Origin of the sequence: Caballeronia sp. GAFFF1 (assembly GCF_023630705.1) — a bacterium.
GTDB lineage: Bacteria > Pseudomonadota > Gammaproteobacteria > Burkholderiales > Burkholderiaceae > Caballeronia.
The window spans coordinates 117,555-140,991 of sequence record NZ_JALQEM010000028.1 but is presented as its reverse complement, the minus strand read 5'-3'; the positions used below and the strand labels follow the sequence as shown (position 1 = coordinate 140,991).

General features: G+C 64.7%; 24 protein-coding genes. 12 read left to right on the top strand and 12 right to left on the bottom strand.

Annotated features, from left to right (window positions below; genetic code table 11):
• Nucleotides 1–239 precede the first annotated feature (239 nt).
• Nucleotides 240–1,400 carry a metallophosphoesterase gene (locus NCR37_RS14305; protein WP_250473543.1) on the top strand — a complete coding sequence of 387 codons (1,161 nt, stop codon included), beginning with the start codon at nt 240–242 and terminating at the stop codon, nt 1,398–1,400.
• A 288-nt stretch (nt 1,401–1,688) separates the two neighbouring features.
• Here NCR37_RS14305 and msrB read toward each other — a convergent pair whose 3' ends face one another.
• The 3 genes from msrB to NCR37_RS14290 are packed head-to-tail and all read right to left on the bottom strand — an operon-like array spanning nt 1,689 to nt 3,961.
• A complete protein-coding gene (gene msrB / locus NCR37_RS14300) occupies nt 1,689–2,195 on the bottom strand; it encodes a peptide-methionine (R)-S-oxide reductase MsrB (protein WP_250473542.1) in 507 nt (168 codons plus the stop codon).
• A 45-nt stretch (nt 2,196–2,240) separates the two neighbouring features.
• The gene (locus NCR37_RS14295) at nt 2,241–3,002 is read right to left on the bottom strand and encodes an ABC transporter permease (protein WP_250473541.1); all 762 of its coding nucleotides are present in this window, start codon (nt 3,000–3,002) and stop codon (nt 2,241–2,243) included.
• Nucleotides 2,999–3,961 (bottom strand): ABC transporter ATP-binding protein, encoded by a 963-nt coding sequence (locus NCR37_RS14290; RefSeq protein ID WP_250473540.1) that lies wholly within the window; start codon nt 3,959–3,961, stop codon nt 2,999–3,001. Before NCR37_RS14290 ends, NCR37_RS14295 begins: the two co-directional genes overlap by 4 nt.
• Before the next feature lie 82 nt (nt 3,962–4,043).
• Here NCR37_RS14290 and NCR37_RS14285 point away from each other — a divergent pair, with 82 nt between their 5' ends.
• A complete protein-coding gene (locus tag NCR37_RS14285; protein ID WP_250473539.1) occupies nt 4,044–4,523 on the top strand; it encodes a 2,4'-dihydroxyacetophenone dioxygenase family protein in 480 nt (159 codons plus the stop codon).
• Between the two features lie 16 nt (nt 4,524–4,539).
• Here the strand turns inward: NCR37_RS14285 and NCR37_RS14280 are convergent, their stop codons facing one another.
• Both NCR37_RS14280 and NCR37_RS14275 read right to left on the bottom strand, forming a co-directional pair.
• Nucleotides 4,540–5,694, bottom strand: a complete 1,155-nt coding sequence (locus NCR37_RS14280; protein WP_250473538.1) for a DUF2827 domain-containing protein — start codon at nt 5,692–5,694, stop codon at nt 4,540–4,542.
• Nucleotides 5,691–6,827 carry a DUF2827 domain-containing protein gene (locus NCR37_RS14275; protein WP_250473537.1) on the bottom strand — a complete coding sequence of 379 codons (1,137 nt, stop codon included), beginning with the start codon at nt 6,825–6,827 and terminating at the stop codon, nt 5,691–5,693. Before NCR37_RS14275 ends, NCR37_RS14280 begins: the two co-directional genes overlap by 4 nt.
• Nucleotides 6,828–7,230: 403 nt before the next feature.
• Between NCR37_RS14275 and NCR37_RS14270 the strand changes: the two genes are divergently transcribed.
• The 3 genes from NCR37_RS14270 (at nt 7,231) to NCR37_RS14260 (ending at nt 10,144) form a co-directional block, all read left to right on the top strand.
• Entirely contained in the window at nt 7,231–8,082 is an 852-nt protein-coding gene (locus tag NCR37_RS14270) for a 3-hydroxybutyryl-CoA dehydrogenase (protein ID WP_250473536.1), read from the top strand.
• Nucleotides 8,083–8,230: 148 nt separating this feature from the next.
• Nucleotides 8,231–9,403, top strand: coding sequence for an AI-2E family transporter YdiK (ydiK, locus tag NCR37_RS14265; RefSeq protein WP_250473535.1), 1,173 nt, complete (start codon nt 8,231–8,233; stop codon nt 9,401–9,403).
• A 189-nt stretch (nt 9,404–9,592) separates the two neighbouring features.
• Nucleotides 9,593–10,144 (top strand): DUF6572 domain-containing protein, encoded by a 552-nt coding sequence (locus tag NCR37_RS14260; protein ID WP_250473534.1) that lies wholly within the window; start codon nt 9,593–9,595, stop codon nt 10,142–10,144.
• Between the two features lie 77 nt (nt 10,145–10,221).
• Here the strand turns inward: NCR37_RS14260 and NCR37_RS14255 are convergent, their stop codons facing one another.
• The 3 genes from NCR37_RS14255 to NCR37_RS14245 form a co-directional block, all read right to left on the bottom strand.
• Nucleotides 10,222–10,929, bottom strand: coding sequence for a hypothetical protein (locus tag NCR37_RS14255; protein ID WP_250473533.1), 708 nt, complete (start codon nt 10,927–10,929; stop codon nt 10,222–10,224).
• Between the two features lie 137 nt (nt 10,930–11,066).
• Complete coding sequence (locus NCR37_RS14250; RefSeq protein ID WP_250473532.1) at nt 11,067–12,782, bottom strand: AMP-binding protein; 1,716 nt, start codon at nt 12,780–12,782, stop codon at nt 11,067–11,069.
• 21 nt (nt 12,783–12,803) lie between these two features.
• Complete coding sequence (locus tag NCR37_RS14245) at nt 12,804–13,937, bottom strand: acyl-CoA dehydrogenase family protein (RefSeq protein WP_350029064.1); 1,134 nt, start codon at nt 13,935–13,937, stop codon at nt 12,804–12,806.
• A gap of 103 nt (nt 13,938–14,040) precedes the next feature.
• Here NCR37_RS14245 and NCR37_RS14240 point away from each other — a divergent pair, with 103 nt between their 5' ends.
• Together NCR37_RS14240 and NCR37_RS14235 are read left to right on the top strand one after the other, a co-directional pair.
• Entirely contained in the window at nt 14,041–15,105 is a 1,065-nt protein-coding gene (locus NCR37_RS14240) for an AraC family transcriptional regulator (RefSeq protein ID WP_284506885.1), read from the top strand.
• A gap of 49 nt (nt 15,106–15,154) precedes the next feature.
• Entirely contained in the window at nt 15,155–15,316 is a 162-nt protein-coding gene (locus NCR37_RS14235) for a hypothetical protein (RefSeq protein WP_250473529.1), read from the top strand.
• Between the two features lies 1 nt (nt 15,317).
• Here the strand turns inward: NCR37_RS14235 and NCR37_RS14230 are convergent, their stop codons facing one another.
• Both NCR37_RS14230 and NCR37_RS14225 read right to left on the bottom strand, forming a co-directional pair.
• Nucleotides 15,318–15,992 carry a hypothetical protein gene (locus NCR37_RS14230; protein WP_244849881.1) on the bottom strand — a complete coding sequence of 225 codons (675 nt, stop codon included), beginning with the start codon at nt 15,990–15,992 and terminating at the stop codon, nt 15,318–15,320.
• Between the two features lie 240 nt (nt 15,993–16,232).
• On the bottom strand, nt 16,233–17,528 hold the full coding sequence (locus NCR37_RS14225) for an MFS family transporter (RefSeq protein ID WP_250473528.1): 1,296 nt from the start codon (nt 17,526–17,528) through the stop codon (nt 16,233–16,235).
• A gap of 310 nt (nt 17,529–17,838) precedes the next feature.
• Between NCR37_RS14225 and NCR37_RS14220 the strand changes: the two genes are divergently transcribed.
• On the top strand, nt 17,839–18,861 hold the full coding sequence (locus NCR37_RS14220) for a DUF2891 domain-containing protein (protein WP_250473527.1): 1,023 nt from the start codon (nt 17,839–17,841) through the stop codon (nt 18,859–18,861).
• Between the two features lie 15 nt (nt 18,862–18,876).
• On the opposite strand, the gene NCR37_RS14215 is transcribed toward NCR37_RS14220, so the two are convergent.
• Nucleotides 18,877–19,194: a YnfA family protein gene (locus NCR37_RS14215; RefSeq protein ID WP_250473526.1), complete on the bottom strand. Its 318-nt coding sequence runs from the start codon at nt 19,192–19,194 to the stop codon at nt 18,877–18,879.
• Nucleotides 19,195–19,306: 112 nt separating this feature from the next.
• Here NCR37_RS14215 and NCR37_RS14210 point away from each other — a divergent pair, with 112 nt between their 5' ends.
• Complete coding sequence (locus NCR37_RS14210; protein WP_250473525.1) at nt 19,307–20,665, top strand: MATE family efflux transporter; 1,359 nt, start codon at nt 19,307–19,309, stop codon at nt 20,663–20,665.
• 4 nt (nt 20,666–20,669) lie between these two features.
• Here NCR37_RS14210 and NCR37_RS14205 read toward each other — a convergent pair whose 3' ends face one another.
• Nucleotides 20,670–21,710, bottom strand: coding sequence for an alpha/beta fold hydrolase (locus NCR37_RS14205; protein WP_502800528.1), 1,041 nt, complete (start codon nt 21,708–21,710; stop codon nt 20,670–20,672).
• Between the two features lie 143 nt (nt 21,711–21,853).
• On the opposite strand from NCR37_RS14205, the gene NCR37_RS14200 reads away from it, so the two are divergent.
• Genes NCR37_RS14200 through NCR37_RS14190 form a run of 3 tightly spaced genes read left to right on the top strand, consistent with a single transcriptional unit; the run spans nt 21,854 to nt 23,411 of the window.
• Nucleotides 21,854–22,612 carry a DNA/RNA non-specific endonuclease gene (locus NCR37_RS14200; protein WP_250473524.1) on the top strand — a complete coding sequence of 253 codons (759 nt, stop codon included), beginning with the start codon at nt 21,854–21,856 and terminating at the stop codon, nt 22,610–22,612.
• On the top strand, nt 22,605–22,865 hold the full coding sequence (locus NCR37_RS14195) for a hypothetical protein (protein WP_175941054.1): 261 nt from the start codon (nt 22,605–22,607) through the stop codon (nt 22,863–22,865). The genes NCR37_RS14200 and NCR37_RS14195 overlap by 8 nt, the downstream gene beginning before the upstream one ends.
• Nucleotides 22,866–22,892: 27 nt before the next feature.
• Nucleotides 22,893–23,411 (top strand): methylated-DNA--[protein]-cysteine S-methyltransferase, encoded by a 519-nt coding sequence (locus NCR37_RS14190; protein ID WP_250473523.1) that lies wholly within the window; start codon nt 22,893–22,895, stop codon nt 23,409–23,411.
• The last annotated feature ends 26 nt before the right edge of the window (nt 23,412–23,437 follow it).

The following is a 23,437-nucleotide window of genomic DNA, read 5'->3' as shown; positions in this document are numbered from 1 at the left end:
ATCTGAGCCGACGAGACCTGAGCACTGGAGGTCGGTCGCGCCGAAGCAAATGTGCAACATCGTAGATCCGACGCTCATCTGCACCGACTTCCACCGCCCAAGGCGGGATTCCCGGCGAACCGGTAGAATCGGCTGCCTGATGGCGACCGTCTGCGTCGCGTCTTGTGAATCCACACCAACCTTCTTTCATGGGGCGGAGCGCAGCGCAACGAGCGCCGACCCGGCCCGACAGGGGCGCTATGCGACGTTCCGCATTCTTCATCCGGTTCATCGGTGTCGGTGTTTTGTTTCACGTCTATGTCGGCTGGCGGCTCATTCCCGCCGCGCCCGTCGGCATGCCGCTCAAGGTGCTCGCGGCCGCGTGGCTCGTCGCGTCGCTGGTTCTGATTCCACTCGGGATGATGGCGCGCAACATCGAGGCGCAGCCGCTTTCCGACCGCCTCGCGTGGTGCGGCCTAACCGCGATGGGCTTCTTCTCGTCGCTGCTGTTGTTGACCTTCGCGCGCGATGTGCTGCTCCTGTGCGTGCATCTCGCCGACTGGCTGCGCGGCGCGCCCATCGGTTCACCCGCGCTCGTCGCCGACAGCGCGCTCGCGGTGCCGATATTGGCCATCCTCCTGTCGGCGATCGGCTTCTACAACGCGCGCAAGCGGGCGCCGATCGTGACCGTCGACGTGCCGATCGCCAACCTGCCCGCCGCGCTCGACGGCTTCACCATCGTGCAGATCAGCGACATTCACGTCGGCCCGACGATCAAGCGGCCGTACGTGGAGCGCATCGTCGCGGCGGTGAACGGCCTCGCGCCGGACCTGATCGCGGTGACGGGCGATGTCGTCGACGGCGCGGTGCCGCATCTCGCGGACCACACGCGCCCGCTCGCCGGCTTGAGCGCGCGGCACGGCGCATATGTCGTGACGGGCAACCACGAGTATTACTCGGGCGCGGACAAGTGGATCGCGGAATTTCGTCGGCTCGGGCTGACGGTGCTGCTGAATCAGCACGTGGTGGTGGATCATGATGGCGCGCAGGCCGTGATCGCCGGCGTCACCGATTACAGCGCGGGCAGCTTCGACCCCGCGCACAGCAGCGATCCGGCAAAGGCGCTCGACGGCGCACCGCCCGATGCGCTCGTGCGCGTCTTGCTGGCGCACCAGCCGCGCAGCGCGCCGGCGGCGGCGGAAGCGGGCTTCACGTTGCAGCTTTCGGGACACACGCACGGCGGCCAGTTTCTGCCGTGGAATTTCTTCGTGCGCCTCCAGCAACCGTTCGTCGCGGGACTCGTGAAGTTCAACGGGCTCTGGGTCTACACGAGTCGCGGGACGGGATACTGGGGTCCGCCGAAACGGCTCGGCGCGCCGTCCGAGATTACGCGCGTGCGGCTGGTGGCCGCGACCGCGTAGATGGGAGAAAGTGGACGCGCGTCGATGCCGCGCGTCCGGCGCTCAGGGAAAGCGCGACGTCCGGACACGGGAATGAACGGACGCCCTCCGTCGGCGAGCGGGATCCCTGCCAACGAAGTAGCGACAACTTAAAGAAGTGCCGGATCATCGGCCACTAGATATTTCTTAATATGCCACCGGCGCGCGGCGGCTCTTGTCGATTGTCACGGAGTACGAACTTCTTATCCCGGCTGGCGAAGCAGCGCATAGCCGAAAGGAAACGCGCCTCGCGATGCCGCCGACAGCATCTCACGTCGTTTGAAAAACGAGCGCCGCGCCGTTGATGCAATAGCGCAGGCCCGTCGGATTCGGGCCGTCGTCGAACACATGGCCCAAATGACCGCCGCAACGCCGGCAATGCACTTCGTTCGGCAACGGTATCGACGCACTGCTCGCGTGCGTCGATACGGCGCCGTCCAGCGGCACCCAAAAGCTCGGCCAGCCGGTCGCGCTGTCGAACTTGGTGTCCGATGAAAACAGCGGCAATCCGCAGCCCGCGCACGCGAACGTGCCCGTCCTGCTTTCTTCGAGAAGCGGACTGGAGAACGGCGGCTCGGTCGCCCCGCGCCGCAACACGCGATACTGCCGCGCGGACAAGCGCCGGCGCCAGTGCGTGCGGCTGTGTTCGACCTCGAATTCAGCAATCGCGCCGGTCCGCGTGCCCGCCATTCCCTGCCGCCACGGCGCAATGCCGCCCGCCAGCGTCGCGGCCATCGCGCCGAGGAAATTTCGTTTCGTGCGTCTGATGATTTTCATCGGATGAACGCCTCCTTCTTTCCCGTCGCGTGGCGCCGCTCTTTGCTAAGCCTTCAGTCGATACCCGGTCTTGAAGATCCACGCGACGATGGCGATGAAGATTGCCAGGAACACGAGCGTCATCGCAAGGCTTGTGCCGACTTGCACGTCCGCGAGGCCATAAAAGCTCCAGCGGAATCCACTGATGAGATAGACGACCGGATTGAACAGCGCGACCGTCTTCCAGAACGGCGGAAGGATATTGATCGAATAAAAGCTGCCGCCGAGAAACGTGAGCGGCGTCACGATCAGAAGCGGAATGATCTGTAGTTTCTCGAAGCCGTCGGCCCATATCCCGATGATGAAACCGAGCAGGCTGAACGTAACGGACGTCAGTAGAAGAAACAGAATCATCCAGACCGGATGGTCGATGCGCAGCGGCACGAAGAGCCGCGCTGTCGCAAGAATGATGAGGCCGAGCAGAATCGACTTCGTAGCTGCCGCGCCGACGTAGCTGATGACCAGTTCCATATACGACACCGGCGCGGACAGCAGTTCGTAGATGGTGCCGGTGAAGCGCGGAAAGTAGATGCCGAACGACGCATTCGCGATGCTCTGCGTGAGCAGCGACAACATGACGAGCCCCGGCACGATGAACGCGCCGTAGCTGATGCCGTCCACTTGCGGAATGCGCGTGCCGATGGCCGCGCCGAACACGACGAAGTAAAGCGATGTGGAGATGACCGGCGACACGATGCTTTGCATCAGCGTGCGCCCGGCGCGCGCCGTCTCGAAGCGGTAGATTGCACGAACTGCGTGTAGATTCATTTGGCGTCCCTGACGAGGCTCACGAAGATATCTTCCAGCGAGCTTTGCGTCGTTTGCAGATCCTTGAAGCGCACGCCGGCTTCGTCGACATGGCGCAAGAGCGCGATAATGCGCCCCGGCTCGTCGTGCGCGTCATACGTATAAGTGAGTTCCGTGCCGCTCGCCGACAGCGTGAGACCGTACGGCGCGAGCGGCGCGGGAACGGCGGCGAGCGGTTGCTCCAGTTGCAGCGTGAGATTTTTCTGTCCGAGCTTGCGCATCAGCTCGGCTTTCTCTTCGACGAGCACGATCTCCCCGCGATTGATGACGCCGATGCGGTCGGCCATCTCCTCCGCTTCTTCGATGTAATGCGTCGTCAGGATGATGGTGACGCCCTTCTCCTTCAGCGCCCGCACGAGGTTCCACATATCGCGGCGCAGTTCGACATCGACGCCGGCTGTCGGCTCGTCGAGAAAGAGAATGTCCGGCTCATGCGAGAGCGCCTTGGCAATGAGGACGCGCCGTTTCATGCCGCCGGAGAGCGTCATGATTTTGTTGTCCTTCTTGCTCCACAGCGACAGTGACTTCAAGACACGCTCGATGTGCGCCGGATCCGGCGCGCGCCCGAACAGTCCCCGGCTGAACGATACGGTGGCCCACACGGTCTCGAACGCGTCGGTCGTGAGTTCTTGCGGCACGAGCCCGATCATCGCGCGGGCGGCGCGATAGTCGGTGACGATATCGTGACCCGCGACGGTGACCTGCCCTTGGCTCGCTCGCACGATGCCGCAGACGGTGGAGATGAGCGTCGTCTTGCCCGCCCCGTTCGGACCGAGCAGCGCAAAAATTTCGCCGCGCCGGATCTCCAGGTTCACGTCCTTGAGGGCGGAAAATCCCGACGCGTAGGTCTTGGAGAGATTGGAAATAGTGATGATGTTCGGCATGGCGTGGACGATAGCAGATACCGCGCGATTCGGCATGAACGAAGGGGTCGTCCGAATGGCCGATGTCCGGCGCGCCGGGCGGTGCCTACAATGTGTCCGCCAAAGCCACGGAGCCGACATGTTTTTCGAACAGATTCAGACCGCCTGCCTCAACGACGCGGACGTGCCGTGGGTGCCCTTCACGCCCTACAGCGAACATGTGATGGTGAAGTACTTCAAACTGGACGCGATTCGCGGCGAGACTATCGCGCTATTGAAAGCGCCGGCGAAAGGCGCGATGCCGCGCCACCGGCATACCGGCACGGTCATCGTCTATACGGTGCAAGGGCGCTGGAAGTATCGCGAGCACGACTGGATCGCCGAGACAGGCAGCATCGTGTATGAAACCGCCGGGTCGAGTCACACGCCGGAAGCCGTCGCGCCGCAGCCGGGCGCGCCGGACATCATCACGCTCAATATCATTCACGGCGAACTCGTGTTCGTCGACGAAAACGGGCGCGCGCTCGCCACGGAAAACTGGCGCAGCGACTGGGAACGATACGCGAGTTTTTGCCGCGCGCATGGCCTGACGCCGAAAGATCTGACGGCATTCGGCTAGCGCGCGGGCGATTGCATCAAGGCTTCACGAAGAGCGCGTCGAGCGCGTCCGAATAGGCGCGCACGTTGGCTTCATGCAGCGGGTCGAGCGTCCGCAGAAACGCCTGCGCGGTCGCCCGGTAAGCATCCAGATTCGCGTCGTGTTGCTCGAACGCCGTGCGCAGCGCGCGGCCGCCGTCTTCGCAGTCGAAACCGTGATAGCGGTAGCCGCACGCCCCGATGAGATGCGAGTTGTGGATCAGCGGATAGCCGCCGTGAAGCGCCTCGTAATACAGATAATTCTGCGCGTTCTCCCAGTGATGACTGACGACCGCATCGACTTCGCGCGGCACGATCTGCGCAAACGGAAAGCGCGCTTCGAACGAAGCGAGGTTATGCCTGACTACGTCGAGACTGCGCGCGAACTCGACGAACGTCGGCTGCTCTTTCAGCTTGGCGGTGCCGTAGACGCGCACGGCGTCGATCACGTTCGGGTCGGCCCGATGCGCGCACTCGCAACTGAGCAGCGGCACGTAACTCGTCTTCACCATCGAGACGTTCGGTTCGAAGATGCCGATGCGCCAGCGCCGCTTGCCCGGCTGATAGCCGAACGCGAGGCCATCGGGCAGATTGCGCGCATCCTGTTCGAGAAGCATCGGGCTCCAGATGTGCGGCACGATGGTGACCGGCGCGCGGCCGAGCGCCTGAAAGTACGGCTTGCACGACTTTTCGTACTCGGGCAGCGTCCATACGGCATCGTATGGCACTTGCGGCACGAGCCCCGCCGGTGGCAACGAGAAGATCATCCGCTCGATGTCGAGCACGTAGTCATTGCCGACGCGCATCGAGACGATCTTCCCGCCGCGCTCACGAAACCTGAGCACCCAATCGCGCTGAAGCTGCGCGTGCAGTTCGATCATCACATCCAGACGGCCGAGCGCCGATTCCGGCTCGATGATCGGCGCGGGTGCATCGGCCATGAAGCGTTTCGCGTCCTCGCGCGTGCCGTCGCCGCTCGCGACGATGTACACCGCGTCCACGCGCGGCGAGCGTGCCAGCAGCTGGATGAGGAACAGCGCGTTCTGAGCAATGCCGCTCTCGAACATCGACTGTCCGCCTGCGCGGACATACACGGACACGCCCACGCGCAGGCGGCGCGGCGTTTTCTTGCTGGCGGTGTTGATGGAACTCATCGTGCGGCGCTCCCGTTCGGTCGGTTCCAAAGATGCATCAGACGATGCGCGTAAGCGTCGAGATTGGCCGGATTGAACGGATGCACAGCGTCGATCACGCGAGCGGCGCGCGCCCGGTAATCGTCGAGCGCGGCGTCGTGCTCGCGCAGCGCGCGCAACAACTGGCGCGCGCCCGCCTGAACGTCGAAGTCGGGATAGTAGTAACCCGCGTCTGCAAGCCACGGCGAGTTGTGGATGAGCGGATAGCCGCCGTACAGCGCATCGAGGTAAAGATAATTCTGGTCGTTGGCCCATTGATGCGACACGATCGCGTCGCCGTGCATAGCCATGAAGCTCACGACATCGTGCCGCCCCTCGAAAAGCGCGCGATGGTCCCGCACGAGGTCGAGCGAATTCGCCATGTGCAGAAGCGTCGGGTGTTCCTTCATGTGGACGGTGTTGAGCGCGATCATGGACGCGACACTGCCGCTCTCGGCGCGATACGCCTCTTCGCAGATCAGCATGGGAATGGCCGAGGCTTTCTGCACCGAAATGTTCGGTTCGAGGATCCCGACGCGCAGCCCCTGCGCGCCCGCGTCCGCCCGCGTGCGGTAACCGTAGTGGTAGCCGTGTTGCGCGACATGCGCAATGCGCGCCTGCAAGAACTGCGGATGCCAGATATACGGCACCTCGAACACGTCGCAGCGATGCAGGGTGCGCATGATCGGCGCGGACGACGCGTCCTTCGACAGCAGCCAGACTTCGTCGCAGCGGTCGGGGCGCGACAGGTGGCTCGGCCTCTCGAACACGGCAGGTTCCACGAGTCCGAGATACGGCTGACCCACCACATGGAACACGACCTTGCGCCCGCGCGCGCGCATCAGGTCGAGCCAGCCGACATCGAGCGCGCCGCCCAGTTCGATCACGACATCGACGGCATCGGTGGCCTCGCGAGTGTTGATCACGCGCAGCTTGTTGCCGGCCACGTCGACGTCCTGCGGCATGGCCGCAAGCGCGCCGACATCGATCAGGACGACGGACGAAACGAACGGCAGACGCTGAAACAGTTCCGCGAGAAAGACGATGTTCTGGCCCATTCCGTTGGACCAGATGCTTTGCCCTTCGTAGCTCGCCATCGAAATGCCGATTCTCATTGACACCACTTTGAAGACTCCGAAAAGACGCTGCCGGACGTCCGGCGAGGCAAGCACGACACAGCGCCGTTTCGCAAGACCGGCGCGGCTTCAAAAGTTGATTCAGGACAATGACCGAAGCGCAAAACGAAATAAAGTGAAGCGGCGCGACGCTCGGGCACCGCTTGCTGCGTGGCCCGAACCGGAAGCCGCGCGATGTTCACGCTGCATCGAATGCCATGACGGGCGAATCAAGGGCCGCGCATTCTATCAACTGCTTGCCGGCCGTCGTTTGATGAACTGAGTGTAGGTCAAAGATTAGGAAATATCGCATCGCCAAGGCGTGGCTCAACGCTGCTGTTTAGAATCAGCGTGGGCGCGCGGATCAACTATCTCAACACATCACGAACAGGAGGAACGCAGCATGAACATTCAGACCGTCGGTATCGTCGGGGCAGGAACGATGGGCAACGGCATCGCGCAGGTCGCGGCCGTCGCGGGCTTCGACGTCGTGATGATCGACGTCACCGACGCCGCGCTCGCCAAGGGCGTCGCCACGCTGACTGCGAGTCTCGAACGCCTCGTCGCGAAGGACAAGCTCGACGCCGCCACGCGCGACGCGGCCATCGCGCGCATCGAGACGTCCACGGACTATGCGCGGCTTTCGAAAGCGGACATCGTGATCGAAGCAGCGACCGAAAACGTCGAGCTCAAGCATCGCATTCTCGGGCAGATCGAGGCGGCGGCGCGGGCGGACGCGATCATCGCATCGAACACGTCGTCCATTTCGATTACGGCGCTCGCCGCGACGCTCGCGCATTCGGAGCGGTTAATCGGCATGCACTTCTTCAATCCGGTGCCGCTGTTGCAACTGGTGGAAGTGATCCGCGGCGTGCAGACGAGCGACGAAACGGTGGCAGCCGTGCGTGAACTCACCGAGAAGCTCGACAAATCGCCGATCGGCGTGCGCAATTCGCCCGGCTTCGTCGTCAATCGCGTGCTCGTGCCGATGATCAACGAGGCGTTTTTCGTGCTGTATGAAGGGGTGGCAACGGCCGAGGAGATCGACACGGGCATGAAACTCGGCGCGAATCACCCGATCGGCCCGCTCGCGCTCGCGGATCTGATCGGCCTCGACGTGTGCCTCTCCGTGATGGACGTTTTCCTGAAAGACTTCGGCGATTCCAAGTACCGCGCGTGCCCGTTGCTGCGCGAACTCGTCGCCGCGGGGCATCTCGGACGCAAGACCAAGCGCGGCGTGTACCGCTACGACTGAGCGGTCGGGCGGCGGCGGGCCATGCATCGGATACCGTATGATCGCGGTCTGCCGCTGCAAGGCGCTTGCTTGCGCAACCGCTTTCGCTTATTCCTTAGCAGATGCGCCGCTCGCCGCGCGCATCGAATCATCCCGACACGTTCGCATCATGCAAATTTCTCCCAACGGGCAGCCGAACCTGAATCCGCGACAGCCGGTCGACATCGCCCGCATTCTGCTCGTGATCGCCATTCTTTCGGCGCTCGCGGCCGGCAGCCTGTTCATCCTGCGGCCGTTTCTGCCGGGTCTCATCTGGGCGACGACCATCGTCGTCGCCACGTGGCCGCTGATGCTCGCGGTGCAGCGCCGTTGCCGCAATCGCCGCTGGATCGCGACCACGGTCATGCTGCTCGGACTGCTGATCGTGATCGTGCTGCCGCTCTATCAGGCGATCAGCACGCTCGCGCTGCATGGCGGCGAGATCATGTCCGCGATCAAGAGCCTGCCGACGTACGCGCTGCCGCCGCCGCCCGCCTGGGTCCACGACGTTCCGCTCGTCGGGCAGCGCGTCTCGGCCGAATGGCAATCGCTTTCCGACGCCGGCCCCGGCGGCATGCTCGCGAAGCTCGAACCTTACGTGACCATCGCGGCGCGCTGGATGCTCTCGCACGCGGCGGTCGTCGGCGTGTTCGTGATGCACATGGTCATCACCATCATCATCGCCGGGATTCTGTACACGCGCGGCGAGGCGGCGGGCAGCTTCGTGGTGCGCTTCGCGACGCGCGTCGCGGCGCAGCGCGGCGCCGAGGCCGTCAAGCTCGCCGGGCTGGCCGTGCGCGCGGTGGCGCTGGGCATCGTCGTGACGGCGGTGACGCAGTCGGCGCTCGGCGGAATCGGTTTGTGGATCGCCGGTGTGCCGGCCGCCGGCGTCATCACGGCGGTCATGCTCATGCTGTGTCTCGCGCAGATCGGCCCGCTCCTGCCGCTGCTCGGCGGCGTCGCATGGCTTTTCTGGCACGGCTCGCACGTCGCGGCAGCTTTGTTGCTCGTGTGGTCGCTCATGATCGCGATGCTCGACAACTTTCTGCGTCCGCTCCTGATTCAGCGCGGCGTCAATCTGTCGATGCTGCTGATTCTCTCCGGCGTACTCGGCGGCATGTTCGCATTCGGAATAGTCGGATTATTCATCGGGCCCGTTATTCTTGCCGTCACTTCGACCATTTTGAATGCGTGGATTAACGAGCAGCCGTCCATGCCTCAAGTCGAGGCAATCTCCAACGAGGAAATCGCCCGCGCGGCGCCGGAAAAGGGATTGGCGGATGAGTCGCGGCCGCGTCCGTGATTTATCTCAAAATGAGTTTTTACACAATCGCGCGGAATTGTCGGATTTATTCCAAATGTGTCTTAGGAGTGTGACTAAAAACGCTGTTGCGCCTTACCGCACGCGGCGTTTCAAGCGAAATCGACGGCACACATCCGTTACAATGCGGGTCTTTGATACTTGCCCGCTGAAGGGCGTAGGGGAAAGACCATGTCTCTGCGCGACGTGGACGCCATCGATTACATCGGAATCAATATTCTGTTCAAGCAGGTATATGTTGGCCTTTTCGACGAACTCGACTGGCAAGACGAAGAACTGCACCAGGATTTACTGACGAAGAAAATCGACCGCTACACCCGATATATCCGGTCGGGTAAATTACTGCTGAATTACCCCAAAGTCCGGGGCTATGAAATCGTGATCGAATATGTGTCGATGCACGCCATGCCCCCGTCCGCCGCCGCGTTCTGGAGAACGCGCGAGAGTCTAATCCGCAGCGCGGGCTTCACCGTCCGCACGCGTGGCGTGGATGTGCGTCGTTCGCTCGGGCTCAAAGCCGAAGAGCCCGCGCGAGTCCTGGTGGCAGAAGAAGTCGAAGAACTCGTCGAGCCGCCTGCGCTCGAAGTGCTCGACCCGGAACCCCGCATGCATCTGGCGGAGAGCGCCGAGATCTCTTTTTTGCCGCCGCTGGTGTCGCAGCAGCGTCGCGCGCATACGCTTCCCATCCTGACGCGGCTGTCGCTGCGGCGTGCTTCGATGTAGTCATCGAAGGGAGCGAGCTCACGAAATAAAAAGGCGAGGCCCCGTGCCTCGCCTTTTTTTGTTCGCGATACTGCCGCTTACTTGCCCATGCCGAGCGCGGAGCTCGCAATGGACGGCACCGAGATGCCGTTCGTCTTCGCGTACTGCACGGCCTGTGTCAAAGTTTGCACGAGCGATTGCAGTTGCCCCGGCGCCGACTGCGCGATGTAAGTGGCCGCCTGCGCCGTCGCCGGGTTCGATCCCGCCTGCAGAAGCGACGACACGTTCATCGTGTTCTTCACCGCGCCCAGGTCCGACTGAAGCCCGGCATACTGCTTCACGCCTTGGCCGAGCGACGCCAGTCCGTCCGTGAACGTCTGCTTGCTCGCGGCGGTCGGCGGCGTTGCCGACTTGTTCGCGAACGCCTGCATGAGCGATTGCGACACGCTCTGCTGCGTGCCGCCGAGCTGCGACAACATGCTGGTGCTCGGCGCGCCGCCGCTCGTCGCGCTCGACAACATGCCCGCCGCCGACTGCGCCTGGCTCGCGACGCTCGACATGCCCATCGCCGAGGCAAGACTCGACTGCCCGCTCAACACTTGCTGGTTCGCGCCGAGATAGTTCTGCACGAGCGAGCCGAGCGCGGACGGCTGCGCCGCGCTATCGCCGGCCTGGCCCGACGACTCCGACTTGTTGCCGAAGCCGAACTGCTGGAGATTGATTTGTGCGTAAGACGCGGCCGGCGTCGCGAGCGCGCCTGCGAGAGCCGTTGCAAAAAGCGCGTTCCGTAGCGACCGATTCGACATGATCGGGTTCCTCCTTCAAATGTTCCGACGTGAATGAGCCGTTTCGACCAGCAGCCCTCCCGACGGTTCGCGGCGCGCTGCCCCGCGTTACATTTGCTTGCCAATTCCTCCGACCGACGATGCAACGCCTCGCCCGATCATTTCGCTGCATCGGCCACGCCCGACTGTCGCAGTTCGGGGAAATCGTCCTCCCAGAATTCGAATGCGCCGCGCGCGCCGTCGGGCGCGCGGGCCGCTTCCTGCCGGCGCAAATCGACGCGCCGGATCTTGCCGGAGATCGTCTTGGGCAATTCGGCGAATTCGATACGCCGGATGCGCTTGTACGGCGCCAGCCGCTCGCGCGAGAACGCGAAGACGCTGCGCGCGAGGTCCGGGCCCATCGTGAAGCCGTGCCGCAGCGTGACGAACGCTTTCGGCACCGAAAGCCGGAGCGGATCGGGGCTCGGCACGACCGCGGCCTCGGCAATCGCTTCGTGTTCGATCAGCACGCTCTCCAGTTCGAACGGGCTCAGACGGTAATCGGAAGACTTGAACACGTCGTCGGCGCGGCCGACATACGTGAAGTAGCCGTCCGCGCCGCATGCCGCGACGTCGGATGTGCGATAAAAGCCGCCGCGCATCGCGTTCTCGGTGGCGGCGGGGTTGTCCGCGTAACCGGTCATGAGCCCGAGCGGCGGCGGATCGAGCGAGAGCGCAATCTCGCCTTCGTCGGCGCGATTGCCCTCCGCATCGAGCAGCACCACGCGATACCCCGGCAGCGGACGTCCCATCGAACCGGGCACGAGCCGCTGGCCCGGCGAGTTGGCGATCTGCGCGGTGGTTTCCGTCTGTCCGTAGCCATCGCGGATCGGCACCCCCCACGCTGCCTGCACGCGCTCGACGACTTCCGGATTCAACGGCTCGCCCGCCCCGACGATCTCGCGCAGCTTCACCTTGTACGACGCCAGCGGTTCCTGCACGAGCATGCGCCACACGGTCGGCGGCGCGCAGAGCGTGGTGACGTCGTGCGTCACGAGCACGTTCAGCGTGCGCGCGGCGTCGAAGCGGCTGAAGTTGTAGATGAACACGCACGCCTGCGCATTCCACGGCGCGAAGAAGCAGCTCCACGCGTGTTTCGCCCAGCCGGGTGAACTGATGTTCCAGTGCACGTCGCCGGGTTGCAGGCCGATCCAGTACATCGTCGAAAGATGCCCGGCCGGATAGCTTTCGTGGGTATGCGCGACGAGCTTCGGCTTCGACGTGGTGCCCGACGTGAAGTACAGCAGATACGGATCGCTCGCCTTGGTTTCGCCGTCCGCGTGAAATTCGGGCGATGCATCGTACGCCGCGTCGTAGCCGAGCCAGCCGTCGCGCGCGCCGCCGACGGACATACGCAGTCCGCGCAAGTCGATGCCGTCGAACTTGTGCGTCTCGATCGCATCCACGATGACGTGGTCCACGCGCCCGAGCGCGATGCGATCGCGCAGATCGCCGCTCGCGAGCTGCGTCGTCGCGGGCAGCACGACTGCGCCGAGCTTCATCGCGGCGAGCATGGTTTCCCACAGCTCGACGCGATTAGGCAGCATCAGCAGGATGCGCTCCCCGCGCTTTACACCGATTGCGTGCAGGTGATTCGCTACACGCGCCGACCGCTCGCTCATTTCCGCAAAGCTGAGGCGCGTTTCATCGCCGCTTTCATCCACGATGCAAAGCGCAGGCGCGTCGTTGCCGCGCGCCATCGGATCGAAATAATCGAGCGCCCAGTTGAAGCGGTCGAGCACGGGCCATTTGAACTCGCGATACGCGGTGTCGTAGTCGGTACGGTGACGCAGCAGAAAGTCTCTCGCTTCGATGAACGGCCGGGCTCGATTCATGGCGTCTCCTTTTATATGCCGCTAGACATTGCGCGCAATCACCATGCGCTGGACTTCGCTCGTGCCTTCGTATATCTGCGTGATGCGCGCATCGCGATAATGCCGCTCCACCGGGTAATCCTGAAGATAGCCGTAGCCACCGTGAATCTGGATCGCGTCCGAGCACACGCGCTCGGCCATCTCGGACGCGAAGAGCTTCGCCTGCGACGCCTCCGACAGACACGGCACGCCCTCCGTGCGCATGCGCGCCGCGTGCAGCACCAGAAGCCGCGCGGCGTTGATCTGCGTCTGCATGTCGGCGAGCATGTTCGCGACCGACTGATGCTCGCGGATCGGCTTGCCGAACTGCACGCGATCGCGCGAGTAAGCGCGGGCTGCGTCGAAGGCCGCGCGCGCGATGCCGAGCGCCTGCGCCGCAATGCCGATGCGCCCGCCTTCCAGGTTGGACAGCGCGATCTTGAGCCCCTCGCCGCGCGCGCCGAGCAGATTCGCGGCGGGAACCGCGCAGTCGTCGAAGGTGATCGGACACGTATCGGATGCGCGGATGCCGAGCTTGTGCTCCTGCGGCCCGACGTTGAAGCCCGGTGTGTTCGTCGGCACGATGAACGCCGAAATGCCGCGCTTGCCCGCTTCCGGATCGGTCACGGCGAACACGATGGCGACGCCCGCGCGCCGCCCGTTCGTCACGAACTGCTTGCTGCCCGAGATGACCCACTGTCCGTCGCGCTCGACCGCGCGCACGCGCAGGTTGTTCGCCTCGGAGCCGGCTTGCGGCTCGGTCAGGCAGAACGCGCCGATCACTTCGCCGCTCGCGAGCTTCGGCAGCCATTCGGCCTTTTGCGGGTCGGTGCCGTACGCGAGAATCGGCCCGCAGCCGACGGAGTTGTGCACGCTCATCATCGTCGCGCACGACGCGCAGCCCGCGGCGATTTCCTCCATCGCGAGCGCGTAGGCGGTGTAGTCGCTGTAGGTGCCGCCGAGTTCCGCCGGCACGATCATGCCGAGCAGGCCGAGTTCGCCCAACTGGCGCACGACGGCATCGGGAATCGCGCCGTCGCGGTCCCACTGGCCCGCGTTCGGCGCGAGCACTTCAGCCGAAAACTGGCGCGCCGCATCGCGGATCATGCGCTGCTCTTCGGTGAGAAAACTGTCGATCATGGTTGAACTCGCAAATGGCCTCGTCAGTCGTTCGGATACACTGGCTCGCCGGTCGGCGGCGGGCGCTTCGCCAGTCTAGGCAATCATCCGTGCCCGGCCGATGACCAGAACGATCACGCTAACTGAACGCTTTCGCCACCTAGTGACAACCCCAATCCGCAGAAGAGATTTCGAGCGCGATTCGATCGCCGTCAGTCTCGTCGATGCGGCGCTGCGCTGCGCCGAAGCGCGCGGCATGGCGCGCGCGGCGCTGCTACAGAGCGCGGGCATCGCGCCGGCGATGCTGGATTCGCCGCGCGCCCGCGTCTCGCCCGCGCAGTACGGCCGACTGTGGCACGCGATAGCCGACGCGCTCGACGACGAATTCTTCGGCCAGGACCCGCACCCGATGCGGCGCGGCAGCTTCGTGCTGATGTCGCAGGCGGCGCTCGGCGCGCGCGACGGCGCGCAGGCGCTCGGACGCATCGCGGCTTTCATGCGGCTCGTGCTCGACGAGTTGACGTTCGAGCCGCACATCGACGAGAAACGCGTGCGGATCGTGCTGCGCGACGCGCACGCGCCGAAGACGATGTTCGCCTACGCGACGGGCTTCATCCTCGTATATGGCTTGCTGTGCTGGCTCGTCGGGCGGCGTATTCCGGTGCTCGCCGCGAATCTTCGCTGCGCACAGCCGCACGACAGCGACGAATACCGCCTGATGTTCTGCGACGCAATGCGCTTCGATCAGCCGCAAAGCTATGTCGATCTCGCGCCCGAGTGCGCGGCGCTTGCCGTGGTGCAGACAGCGTCGACACTGAAGACGTTTCTGCGCGATGCGCCCGCCAACTTCATCGTGAAGTATCGCAATCCCGAGTCGCTTGCGGCGCGCATCCGCAAGCGCCTACGCGAGACTGCGCCAGCCGACTGGCCGGACGCGGATCGCATGGCGGTGTCGCTGAATATGGCCGAAGCCACGCTGCGGCGGCGTCTGAAACAGGAAGGGCTGACGCTTCAGGCGATCAAGGATGCGCTGCGCCGCGACCTCGCCATCTCGCGCCTCGCGGACACGAACGAGACCATTCCGGAAATCGCCGCCGCGCTCGGCTTCTCGGAACCGAGCGCGTTCCGGCGCGCGTTTCGCAAATGGACAGGCGTGCGCCCGGTGGACTACCGGTGGGCGCGCTGATGGCGCGACTGCTATATTGAGACGTCCGACTCACATCGCGGAGCGCGCCATGACCCAGCCACGCCAGAAAGAACCGACGAAAGAGCAGAACCCGGCGAACGAGGAGGACTTGCTCGACGAAGCCCTCGAAGAGACGTTCCCGGCCAGCGATCCGATTGCGGTGCATCCTGAGCCGGAGTCACAAGCCGAAGACAAGCGAGCGAAGAAGTAAATCAGCTGTCGTTCGGACCCGGCTCGTCCGGCGTCGAAAGCAGCGCGACGAGTTTCTCGACGTGCTGATGCAGCAGCTTCACGTGCTTGTCGATCTGTTCGAGCCGCCCGGACAGATCGGCCTTTGCCGCTTCGCTCATGCGGTCGGAGGCGATGAGTTCGTCGGCTCGCGGCAGCATCGGTTCCACTTGCAGCAGTCCGAGCTGGCGTTCCAGCCGGCGCAAATCCTGTGACAGCAGTTCCCGATTCTTCCTGAAAAGCAGATCGCGCCGGTTGACTTCCGCCTGCTGTTGCGCGAGATCGGCGACGCGCCGCGTGGCTTCCGTCTGCGAGAGAAGCGGCTCCGGGCCGCGCAACACGGAACGCTTCGGCGCGGGGTGCGCGGTGCCGCGAAAGACGGCGAACGGCCTTTCTTCGTCGAGCGCGCGCTTGACTTCGGCGGGCACGTCGGCGGCATTGCGGCGCTCGTCCATCCAATGAGGCGGCAGGCCGGACACGAGTTCGATGCCGCGCACGAACTCCTCGTTGAAGTCCCGTTGACCCGCGACGATGAGCTTCATGAACGACGGCGAGAAGTTCATCATGCGCGCAAGACGCGCCGCGCCGCCAGGCGAACCGACCAGAACGTTCAGGTTCGATCGCCAGACGACAAACAACGTTTCGTCGAAATCTTCCATGGACAGGCTCCCTGCAGACCGGGACGCAGCACGCCGCGCCTCGCTGTAGCGCGCGATCCGGCCGCGCGCATGCTTATCCTGTTTCCAGTTGCCACCGCGCGCCGGGCCCGGCGCGTCGTCTACCGATACATACCGCATAAAACACCATACTACCGACATCGGCAAGCCGGGCGGACTTCGATGTCCGCGCCGGGTGCGCCGGATTGAGAATGCCGCGCTGGTCCGGACGCGGCAGAAAGCTTACGGTTCGTTGCGCAGATACCCTTCCTTGCTCGGGTCCATCATCCTCCAAGACACCAGAAGCGAGATCGCGCACATGACCGTTACATACCAGTAAAAGCCGGACTCCATGCCCTCCGTCTTGAACTTGAGGGCGACATATTCCGCCGATCCGCCGAACACGGCGTTCGCTACCGCATACGAAAGACCCACGCCCAGCGCGCGCACTTCCGGCGGAAACATCTCGGCCTTGATGAGACCGCTGATCGACGTATAAAAGCTCACGATGGCGAGCGCCGCGACGACGAGCACGAACGCCATGACCGGACTCGTCACGTCGCGCAGCGCGTGCAGCAGCGGCACCGTGCACAGCGTGGCGAGCGCGCCGAACCACAGCATCGACTGGCGGCGGCCGATGCGGTCCGACAGCGCGCCGAACACCGGTTGCAACAGCATATAGACGAGGAGCGCGACCGTCATCACGTTGCTCGCGGTCTTCGCGTGCATGCCCGCGGTGTTGACCAGATACTTCTGCATGTACGTGGTGAACGTGTAGAAGATGAGCGAGCCGCCCGCCGTGAAGCCGACCACGGTCATGAACGCGCCCTTGTGCTGCATCAGCCCGGCGAGCGTGCCGGCTTCCTTGCGCTCGCGGATTTCGGCGGTCGTCGTTTCATTGAGCGATCGGCGCAGATACAGCGAAACGAGCGCCGCGCACGCGCCCACGAAAAACGGAATCCGCCAGCCCCACGCCTTCAGTTCTTCCGTCGACAGAAAAAGCTGGAGGATGACGAGCACGAGCAGCGCGGCGAGCTGCCCGCCGATCAGCGTGACGTACTGGAATGACGCAAAGAATCCGCGCCGGCCGCGCAGCGCCACTTCGCTCATATACGTGGCGCTCGTGCCATATTCGCCGCCCACCGACAAGCCCTGAAACAGCCGCGCGATCAAGAGCAGGAGCGGCGCCCATGCGCCGATGCTCGCGTAAGTCGGCAGAAAGGTGATGACGAGCGAGCCGCCGCACATCATGAGCACGGAGATCATCATCGCGTTTCGGCGGCCGTGCTTGTCGGCGATCCGGCCGAACAGCCAGCCGCCGATCGGACGCATCAGAAAGCCCGCCGCGAACACGCCCGCCGTGTTGAGCAGCTGCACGGTCGGATTGCTTCCGGGGAAGAACGCGGCCGAGAAGTACAGCGCAAGGAACGAATAGATATAGAAGTCGAACCATTCGACGAGATTGCCCGACGATGCGCCGACGATGGCGAAAACGCGTCGCCGGGTGTCCTCTGCGGTGTATTGGGGAAGATCGGTCATGTGTGCTGAACTCTTGTGTCTCTGTCGGATGGCAAGCCCGGCGCTCAAGTCCGGGACGGAACGCTCTTTCGGCGTTCGGGCGCAAGTTTAAACGACGCGTCGGCGCGTCGGCGCGCGAAACCGCGTGTCATGTGATCGGCGCGAAGCCCTTTCTCGCAGCTTGCAACGAGTGTATGCACGGCGGGCGGCGGACGAGCGGCCTTCTTCTCGCCCATGGCTAGGTGATTTCCCCAGTGAGAGACTTTATCGAGCATTTATCGATAAAGTCTCGGTTTCAGGCCGAATCGGATAACGGAAACGCGAGGTTTGCATGGACAAGCAGAAACCGGTCACGCTCGACGCCGCGCTCGCGTCGAAGTTCGCGCAAGTGGCGCTCGGCCATTTGACGCGCGAGTACCCGAACAAGCTCGATCACGTGCTGGCGAGCGATGCGGACGCGCAAAGCCCGCGCGCGCTGCATCCGATCTTCTACGGCAGCTTCGACTGGCATTCGTGCGTGCACGGCTACTGGCTGATTGCGTGCCTCTTCGATCGCTTTCCCGGCCTGGCCGAAGCCGGGCGCATTCGCGCGGTCATCGACGAGCATTTTACCGAGGCGAATGTCGCCGCCGAAGTCGCTTATCTGGAGCGCCCCGCGTCGCGTGGTTTCGAGCGGCCGTACGGCTGGGCGTGGCTGCTAGCGCTCGCGGGCCAGTTGCACGCGATGCAATCGACCGACGGCGCGCGCTGGGCACGCGCGCTGCAACCGCTCGCGGATGCGTTCGTCGATCGCTTCACGGAGTTCCTGCCTAAGTCGACGTATCCGCTGCGCGTGGGCACACATTTCAACATGGCGTTCGCGCTGACGCTCTCGCTCGGCTACGCGCGCGCCGTCGGCAATGCGTCGTTCGAACGGCTGCTCGTCGCAACCGCGAGGCGCTGGTTCGAGAACGACGCGGGGTGTCAGGCGTGGGAGCCTGCGGGCGACGAATTTCTGTCGCCTTCGCTGATGGAAGCCGTGCTCATGCGTCACGTCCTGCCCGACGCACGCTTCGCCGGCTGGCTCGATGCCTTCCTGCCGCGCCTCGCCGACCGGGAACCGGCGACGCTGTTCCTGCCCGCCACCGTCACGGACCGCAGCGACGGCAAGCTTGCGCATCTCGACGGCCTGAACCTGAGCCGCGCGTGGTGTCAGCGCACGATCGCGCGGGCGCTGCCGCCCGGCGATGCGCGCGTCGCCGTGCTGGAGGCGAGCGCCGCCGAGCACCTCGCGGCCGGCATCGAACATGTCGCGGGCGACTACATGGGCGAGCACTGGCTCGCGACCTTCGCGCTGCTCGCGCTCGAAGCGTGATGTGACCGTGACGCGTCAACGCGGCTGAAAGGCGATCACGCACATGCCGACGAGCGCGATCGCCGCGCCTGCCACGTCCCACGCGCTCGGCCGGATGCGCTCGACCGCCCATAGCCACGCAATCGCCACGCCGATATAGACGCCGCCATACGCCGCATAGACGCGTCCGGCGGCGGCATCGTGCAAGGTCAGCAGCCACGCGAAGAGCGCGAGCGACAGCGCGCCCGGCACGATCAGCCACGGCGAGCCGCCGCCTTTGAGCCATCGGTACGGGAAATAGCAGCCCGCGATTTCGGCTATGGCGGTCAGGACATACAGCAGGAAAGTTCTCATCGAAGGGCGAAGGCGCTGACTGGATTCGCATTATCGGCTGGGCTCGGACGTTGCGCCGTCGCCCTGCGCTGACGACAATGTCGCGTTTCCCTCCGACGCCCTTCTAAGCCACTTGACCGCTCCCGACGATTCCTCGCAACGCGCCGCCCTGCCCACGCACTGGCATCGCCGCGTGCTGACGCTCGCTTTCCCCATCGTCCTCGCGAATCTGACTCAGCCGATTCTCGGCGCGGTCGATACCGCCGTCGCCGGCCATCTCGACGGCCCGCAGTATCTCGGCGGCGTGGCGCTCGGCGGGCTCGTCTTCAGCTTCGTGTTCTGGGGCTTCGGCTTTCTGCGCATGGGCACGACCGGGCTCGTGGCGCAGGCGTTCGGCGCGCGCGATGCCGCCGCGCTGCGCGCACACGTGCTGCGCGCGCTGATGCTGGCGCTCGCGATCGGCGTGGCCGTGCTCGCGCTGCAAGCGCCGATCATCCGCTATGCGCTCGCCGCGCTCGGCGGCAGCGCGGCCGTGCAGCAGACGGCGAGCGCGTATTGCCACGCGCGCATCTGGGCCGCGCCGTTCGCGCTCGGCAACTACGCGGTGCTCGGCTATCTGCTCGGCTGCCAGCGCGTGCGGCTCGCGCTCGCGTCGCAGGTGTTCATCAACGCCGTGAACATCGTCGCGGTGCTGCTTTTCGTGTATCGCTTCGGCTGGAGCATCGCGGGCATCGGCGCGGCAACCGCCTTCGCCGATTTCTGCGGCTTCGCGTTCGGTCTCGCCATTCTCTGGCATCTGCGCGAGCGCGGCTTGCCGCCGCTCGCGCTCCGCAGCCTGATCGATGCACGCGCGATCAGGCGCCTCGTCGCCCTCAACCGCGATATTTTCGTGCGCACGCTGTGTCTGCTGGGCGCGTTCGGCTGGTTCGCGCACGTGGGCGCGCGTCAGGGCGACACGATTCTCGCCGCTAACGCGCTCCTGCTGAACTTTCAGACGTTCATGGCATTCGGACTCGACGGCTTCGCGCACGCCGCCGAAGCGCTGGTCGGCGCGGCCGCCGGTGCGCGCGACCGCCACGCGTTCCGTCAGGCCGTCAAGGTGACGATGCTGTGGTCCGCCATCGGCGCGGCGGGCTTTTCCGTCGTCTATTGGCTGGGCGGCGAATGGATCATCGGACGGCTGACGGATCAGGCCGCCGTGCGCGCGGCGGCGCTGCGCTTTCTGCCGTGGGCGGCGATTCTGCCGCTCGTGTCCGTCGCCGGCTTTCAGCTCGACGGCGTGTTCATCGGCGCGACCGGCACGCGCGAACTGATGCGCGCGATGCCCGCGTCAGCCGCCATCTTTCTGCTCGCGGCTTGGGCCTTCACGGGCGCGCTCGGCAATCACGGGTTATGGCTCGCGCTCGCCGTTTTCATGGTCGCGCGAGGCGTCACGCTGCTGGTTCAGCTGCCTTCGGTCGAGCGGGCGTCGTGCGCGGGCCATTCGCGGTGAAGCGTCATTCGGCTTTCGGATGCACCGCCGCGAGCCCATCGAGCAACGCCTTATGGAACGCCGCCGGCTCCTGCATCTGCGGCGCGTGCCCGGCGTCCGGAAACTCGACAAGCGTCGCGTTCGGAATCCGCTCCTTCGCCAGTTTCGCCAATTCGGGGTAGCGCCCGAGCGTCGCGCGAATGTCGGGCGGCGCGAGGTCCTTGCCGATGGCTGTCGTATCCTTGTCGCCGATCAGCAGCAGCGTCGGCGGCTTGATGCGGTCGAACTCGTAGACGACGGGCTGCGTATAAATCATGTCGTACAGCAGCGCCGAATTCCACGCGACGATATCCTTCCCCGGCCCGCGATACATGCCCGCGAGCATCTGCACCCACGGCTCGTAGTCGTCGCGCCACTGACCCGCGTAATACGTGTTCTTCTCGTAATTGCGAATGCCCTCGGCGCTCGTCTTGAGCTCGCGCGCATACCAGTCGTCGATGGAAATGGACGGCACACCCTTCGCCTTCCAGTCCTCCAGCCCGATCGGATTGACGAGCGCCAGTTGCTCGGTCTCCTGCGGATACATGAGCGCGTACCGAACCGCGATCATGCCGCCGGTCGAATGCGCGATCAGCGTCGCGCGATTCACGCCGAGCGCGCCGAGCAGCGCGTGCGTGTTGCGCGCCAGTTGCTGGAAACTGTACTGATACCGCTCGGGCTTCGTCGACTTGCAAAAGCCGATCTGATCCGGCGCAATCACGCGATAGCCCGCATCGGACAACGTCTCGATGGTCTGTTTCCACGTCGCCGCGCAGAAGTTCTTCCCGTGCAGCAGCACCGCCGTGCGCCCGTTGGGGTGCGCCGGATGCACGTCCATATACGCCATGCGCAGCACCTGCCGCTGCGACGTGAACGCGAAGCGCGCGACCGGATACGGATAGTCGAAGCCCTGCAACTCGGGACCGTAGGCGGGTTCATCGGCGGACGCGGGCGCTGCCGCGATCAACGACGCGCACGAGGCCAGAGTCAGCAGCAGGGATCGCGCGAAGACAGGCATCGATTTCATGGGCTGTTTTTATCGAGATGAATGGCCCGAGCGATTCTAGCGCGCGGCAAGCCCTTATACTGTGCCGCCCTCGCTGGCCGCGCATCGAATCGGGCGCGGCCGGGGGTGTTCGAAGCATCGCAATCAGTCGGGAATTTCAAAGCATGCAAGCAAGGTTCAAGGCACTCGTCGCCGCGCTTCTCGGCGCCGTGTGCATCAGCGCGGTCGCGAACGACTGCCCGCAGTTCAGCCCGTCCGGGCGCGAACCCGTCGTGACGAACGCGAAGATGCGAGCGTCCACGCAGGAAATCTGCTACTCGGACTTCGCGCTCCTGCACTCGGGCGTTACGCACGGGCCGCTGTGGTCGGCGGAACATCTCACGGCGCAGAGCGTCGATGATGCGAAGGACAACACGCGCACCAATCGCTTCTTCGTCGACAAGCGGCTGCCGCGCGGCGACAGCGCGCAACTCGACGACTACAAGCGCAGCGGCTACGACCGCGGCCACATGAGTCCGGCGGGTGATCGCGCGAGCAAGCAGGGCATGGCCGAGTCGTTCTCGCTCGCGAACATCGTGCCGCAGGACCCGTCGAACAACCGGCGCATCTGGTCGCGCATCGAGCAGGCGGTGCGCCGGCTCACGGAGGAATCGGGCGAGGCGTACGTCGTCACCGGGCCGCTCTTTTCGGGCCGGCAATTGCAGACGATCGGCGAATCGCGCGTGTTCGTGCCGACGCAGTTGTACAAGGTCGTGTATTTGCCGCAGCGGCAGATTGCGTTCGCGGTGGTCGTCGAGAACACGCCGACGGATACCTATACGATGAAGACCGTGCGCGAACTCGAAGCCATGAGCGGTCTCGCGTTTCCCGGCATTCCGGACGCGCTCAAAGACAAACGAATTGGAGGATTGAGAGGTGTTTAAGCCCTTTGCCAACGATACCGACGCCCTGAACATCGCGGGCGACGCCATCAACATCGTCAACGGCAAGACGCGCGTGACGATCAGCGGCGATCTGACCATCGCGCGGGACCAGGCCGGCCTCGCCGCCGCGAAGGCGCTGCACGACGCGCTCGGCGCAATCGTCGAGTCGCTCGCGAAGGACGCGCATCTGCCGGCAAAGCTGCCGGACGAGCCGCCCGCGCCCACCGGCACGGCCGACAATCCGTTCATCTGACGGCATCGCGGGTCTGGAGAGCGCAGCGTGACCGAATGCCACGTCCGCCCGAGTCCGCTCGGCCCGATTCTGTATCGCGCCGAGGACGCGTGTCTGACCGGCCTCTTTTTCGTCGGGCAGAAACACTTTCCCGCCGGGCTGCCGCCGCACGCGATTGACCACGACGACCGGCCCGCTCCGCGCGTGATCGAAGCCGCGCGCGATGAAATCGCCCAATATTTCGCCGGTGAGCGGCTGACGTTTTCAGTGCCGGTCAGGCTGCGCGGCACGCCGTTTCAGCAGCAGGTCTGGGACCTTTTGCGCCAGATTCCTTTCGGCGACGCGTGGACCTACGGCGATCTCGCGCGGCGGCTCGGCTTGCCGCCCGGGGCATCGCGGGCCGTGGGCGGCGCGAACGGGCGCAATCCGGTGGCGATCATCGTGCCGTGCCACCGCGTGATCGGCGGCGACGGCGAGTTGACGGGCTATGCAGGCGGCGTGGACCGGAAGCGATCGCTCCTGACGCTCGAAGGCGGCCGGGGACGGGAGCAACTCGCCCTCTTCTGAGGATCGCGACGACGAAAAAAAGCTCG

What these genes read in the sequence shown, in the direction of transcription:
- NCR37_RS14255 (WP_250473533.1), bottom strand. Translation starts at nt 10,929, where the DNA reads ATGTCGAATCGGTCGCTACGGAACGCGCTTTTTGCAACGGCTCTCGCA.
- NCR37_RS14240 (WP_284506885.1), top strand. Translation starts at nt 14,041, where the DNA reads ATGACCAGAACGATCACGCTAACTGAACGCTTTCGCCACCTAGTGACA.
- NCR37_RS14235 (WP_250473529.1), top strand. Translation starts at nt 15,155, where the DNA reads ATGACCCAGCCACGCCAGAAAGAACCGACGAAAGAGCAGAACCCGGCG.
- NCR37_RS14260 (WP_250473534.1), top strand. Translation starts at nt 9,593, where the DNA reads ATGTCTCTGCGCGACGTGGACGCCATCGATTACATCGGAATCAATATT.
- ydiK (WP_250473535.1), top strand. Translation starts at nt 8,231, where the DNA reads ATGCAAATTTCTCCCAACGGGCAGCCGAACCTGAATCCGCGACAGCCG.
- NCR37_RS14220 (WP_250473527.1), top strand. Translation starts at nt 17,839, where the DNA reads ATGGACAAGCAGAAACCGGTCACGCTCGACGCCGCGCTCGCGTCGAAG.
- NCR37_RS14305 (WP_250473543.1), top strand. Translation starts at nt 240, where the DNA reads ATGCGACGTTCCGCATTCTTCATCCGGTTCATCGGTGTCGGTGTTTTG.
- NCR37_RS14270 (WP_250473536.1), top strand. Translation starts at nt 7,231, where the DNA reads ATGAACATTCAGACCGTCGGTATCGTCGGGGCAGGAACGATGGGCAAC.
- NCR37_RS14275 (WP_250473537.1), bottom strand. Translation starts at nt 6,827, where the DNA reads ATGAGAATCGGCATTTCGATGGCGAGCTACGAAGGGCAAAGCATCTGG.
- NCR37_RS14215 (WP_250473526.1), bottom strand. Translation starts at nt 19,194, where the DNA reads ATGAGAACTTTCCTGCTGTATGTCCTGACCGCCATAGCCGAAATCGCG.
- NCR37_RS14295 (WP_250473541.1), bottom strand. Translation starts at nt 3,002, where the DNA reads ATGAATCTACACGCAGTTCGTGCAATCTACCGCTTCGAGACGGCGCGC.
- NCR37_RS14250 (WP_250473532.1), bottom strand. Translation starts at nt 12,782, where the DNA reads ATGAATCGAGCCCGGCCGTTCATCGAAGCGAGAGACTTTCTGCTGCGT.
- NCR37_RS14205 (WP_502800528.1), bottom strand. Translation starts at nt 21,710, where the DNA reads ATGAAATCGATGCCTGTCTTCGCGCGATCCCTGCTGCTGACTCTGGCC.
- NCR37_RS14225 (WP_250473528.1), bottom strand. Translation starts at nt 17,528, where the DNA reads ATGACCGATCTTCCCCAATACACCGCAGAGGACACCCGGCGACGCGTT.
- NCR37_RS14285 (WP_250473539.1), top strand. Translation starts at nt 4,044, where the DNA reads ATGTTTTTCGAACAGATTCAGACCGCCTGCCTCAACGACGCGGACGTG.
- NCR37_RS14290 (WP_250473540.1), bottom strand. Translation starts at nt 3,961, where the DNA reads ATGCCGAATCGCGCGGTATCTGCTATCGTCCACGCCATGCCGAACATC.
- NCR37_RS14200 (WP_250473524.1), top strand. Translation starts at nt 21,854, where the DNA reads ATGCAAGCAAGGTTCAAGGCACTCGTCGCCGCGCTTCTCGGCGCCGTG.
- msrB (WP_250473542.1), bottom strand. Translation starts at nt 2,195, where the DNA reads ATGAAAATCATCAGACGCACGAAACGAAATTTCCTCGGCGCGATGGCC.
- NCR37_RS14280 (WP_250473538.1), bottom strand. Translation starts at nt 5,694, where the DNA reads ATGAGTTCCATCAACACCGCCAGCAAGAAAACGCCGCGCCGCCTGCGC.
- NCR37_RS14230 (WP_244849881.1), bottom strand. Translation starts at nt 15,992, where the DNA reads ATGGAAGATTTCGACGAAACGTTGTTTGTCGTCTGGCGATCGAACCTG.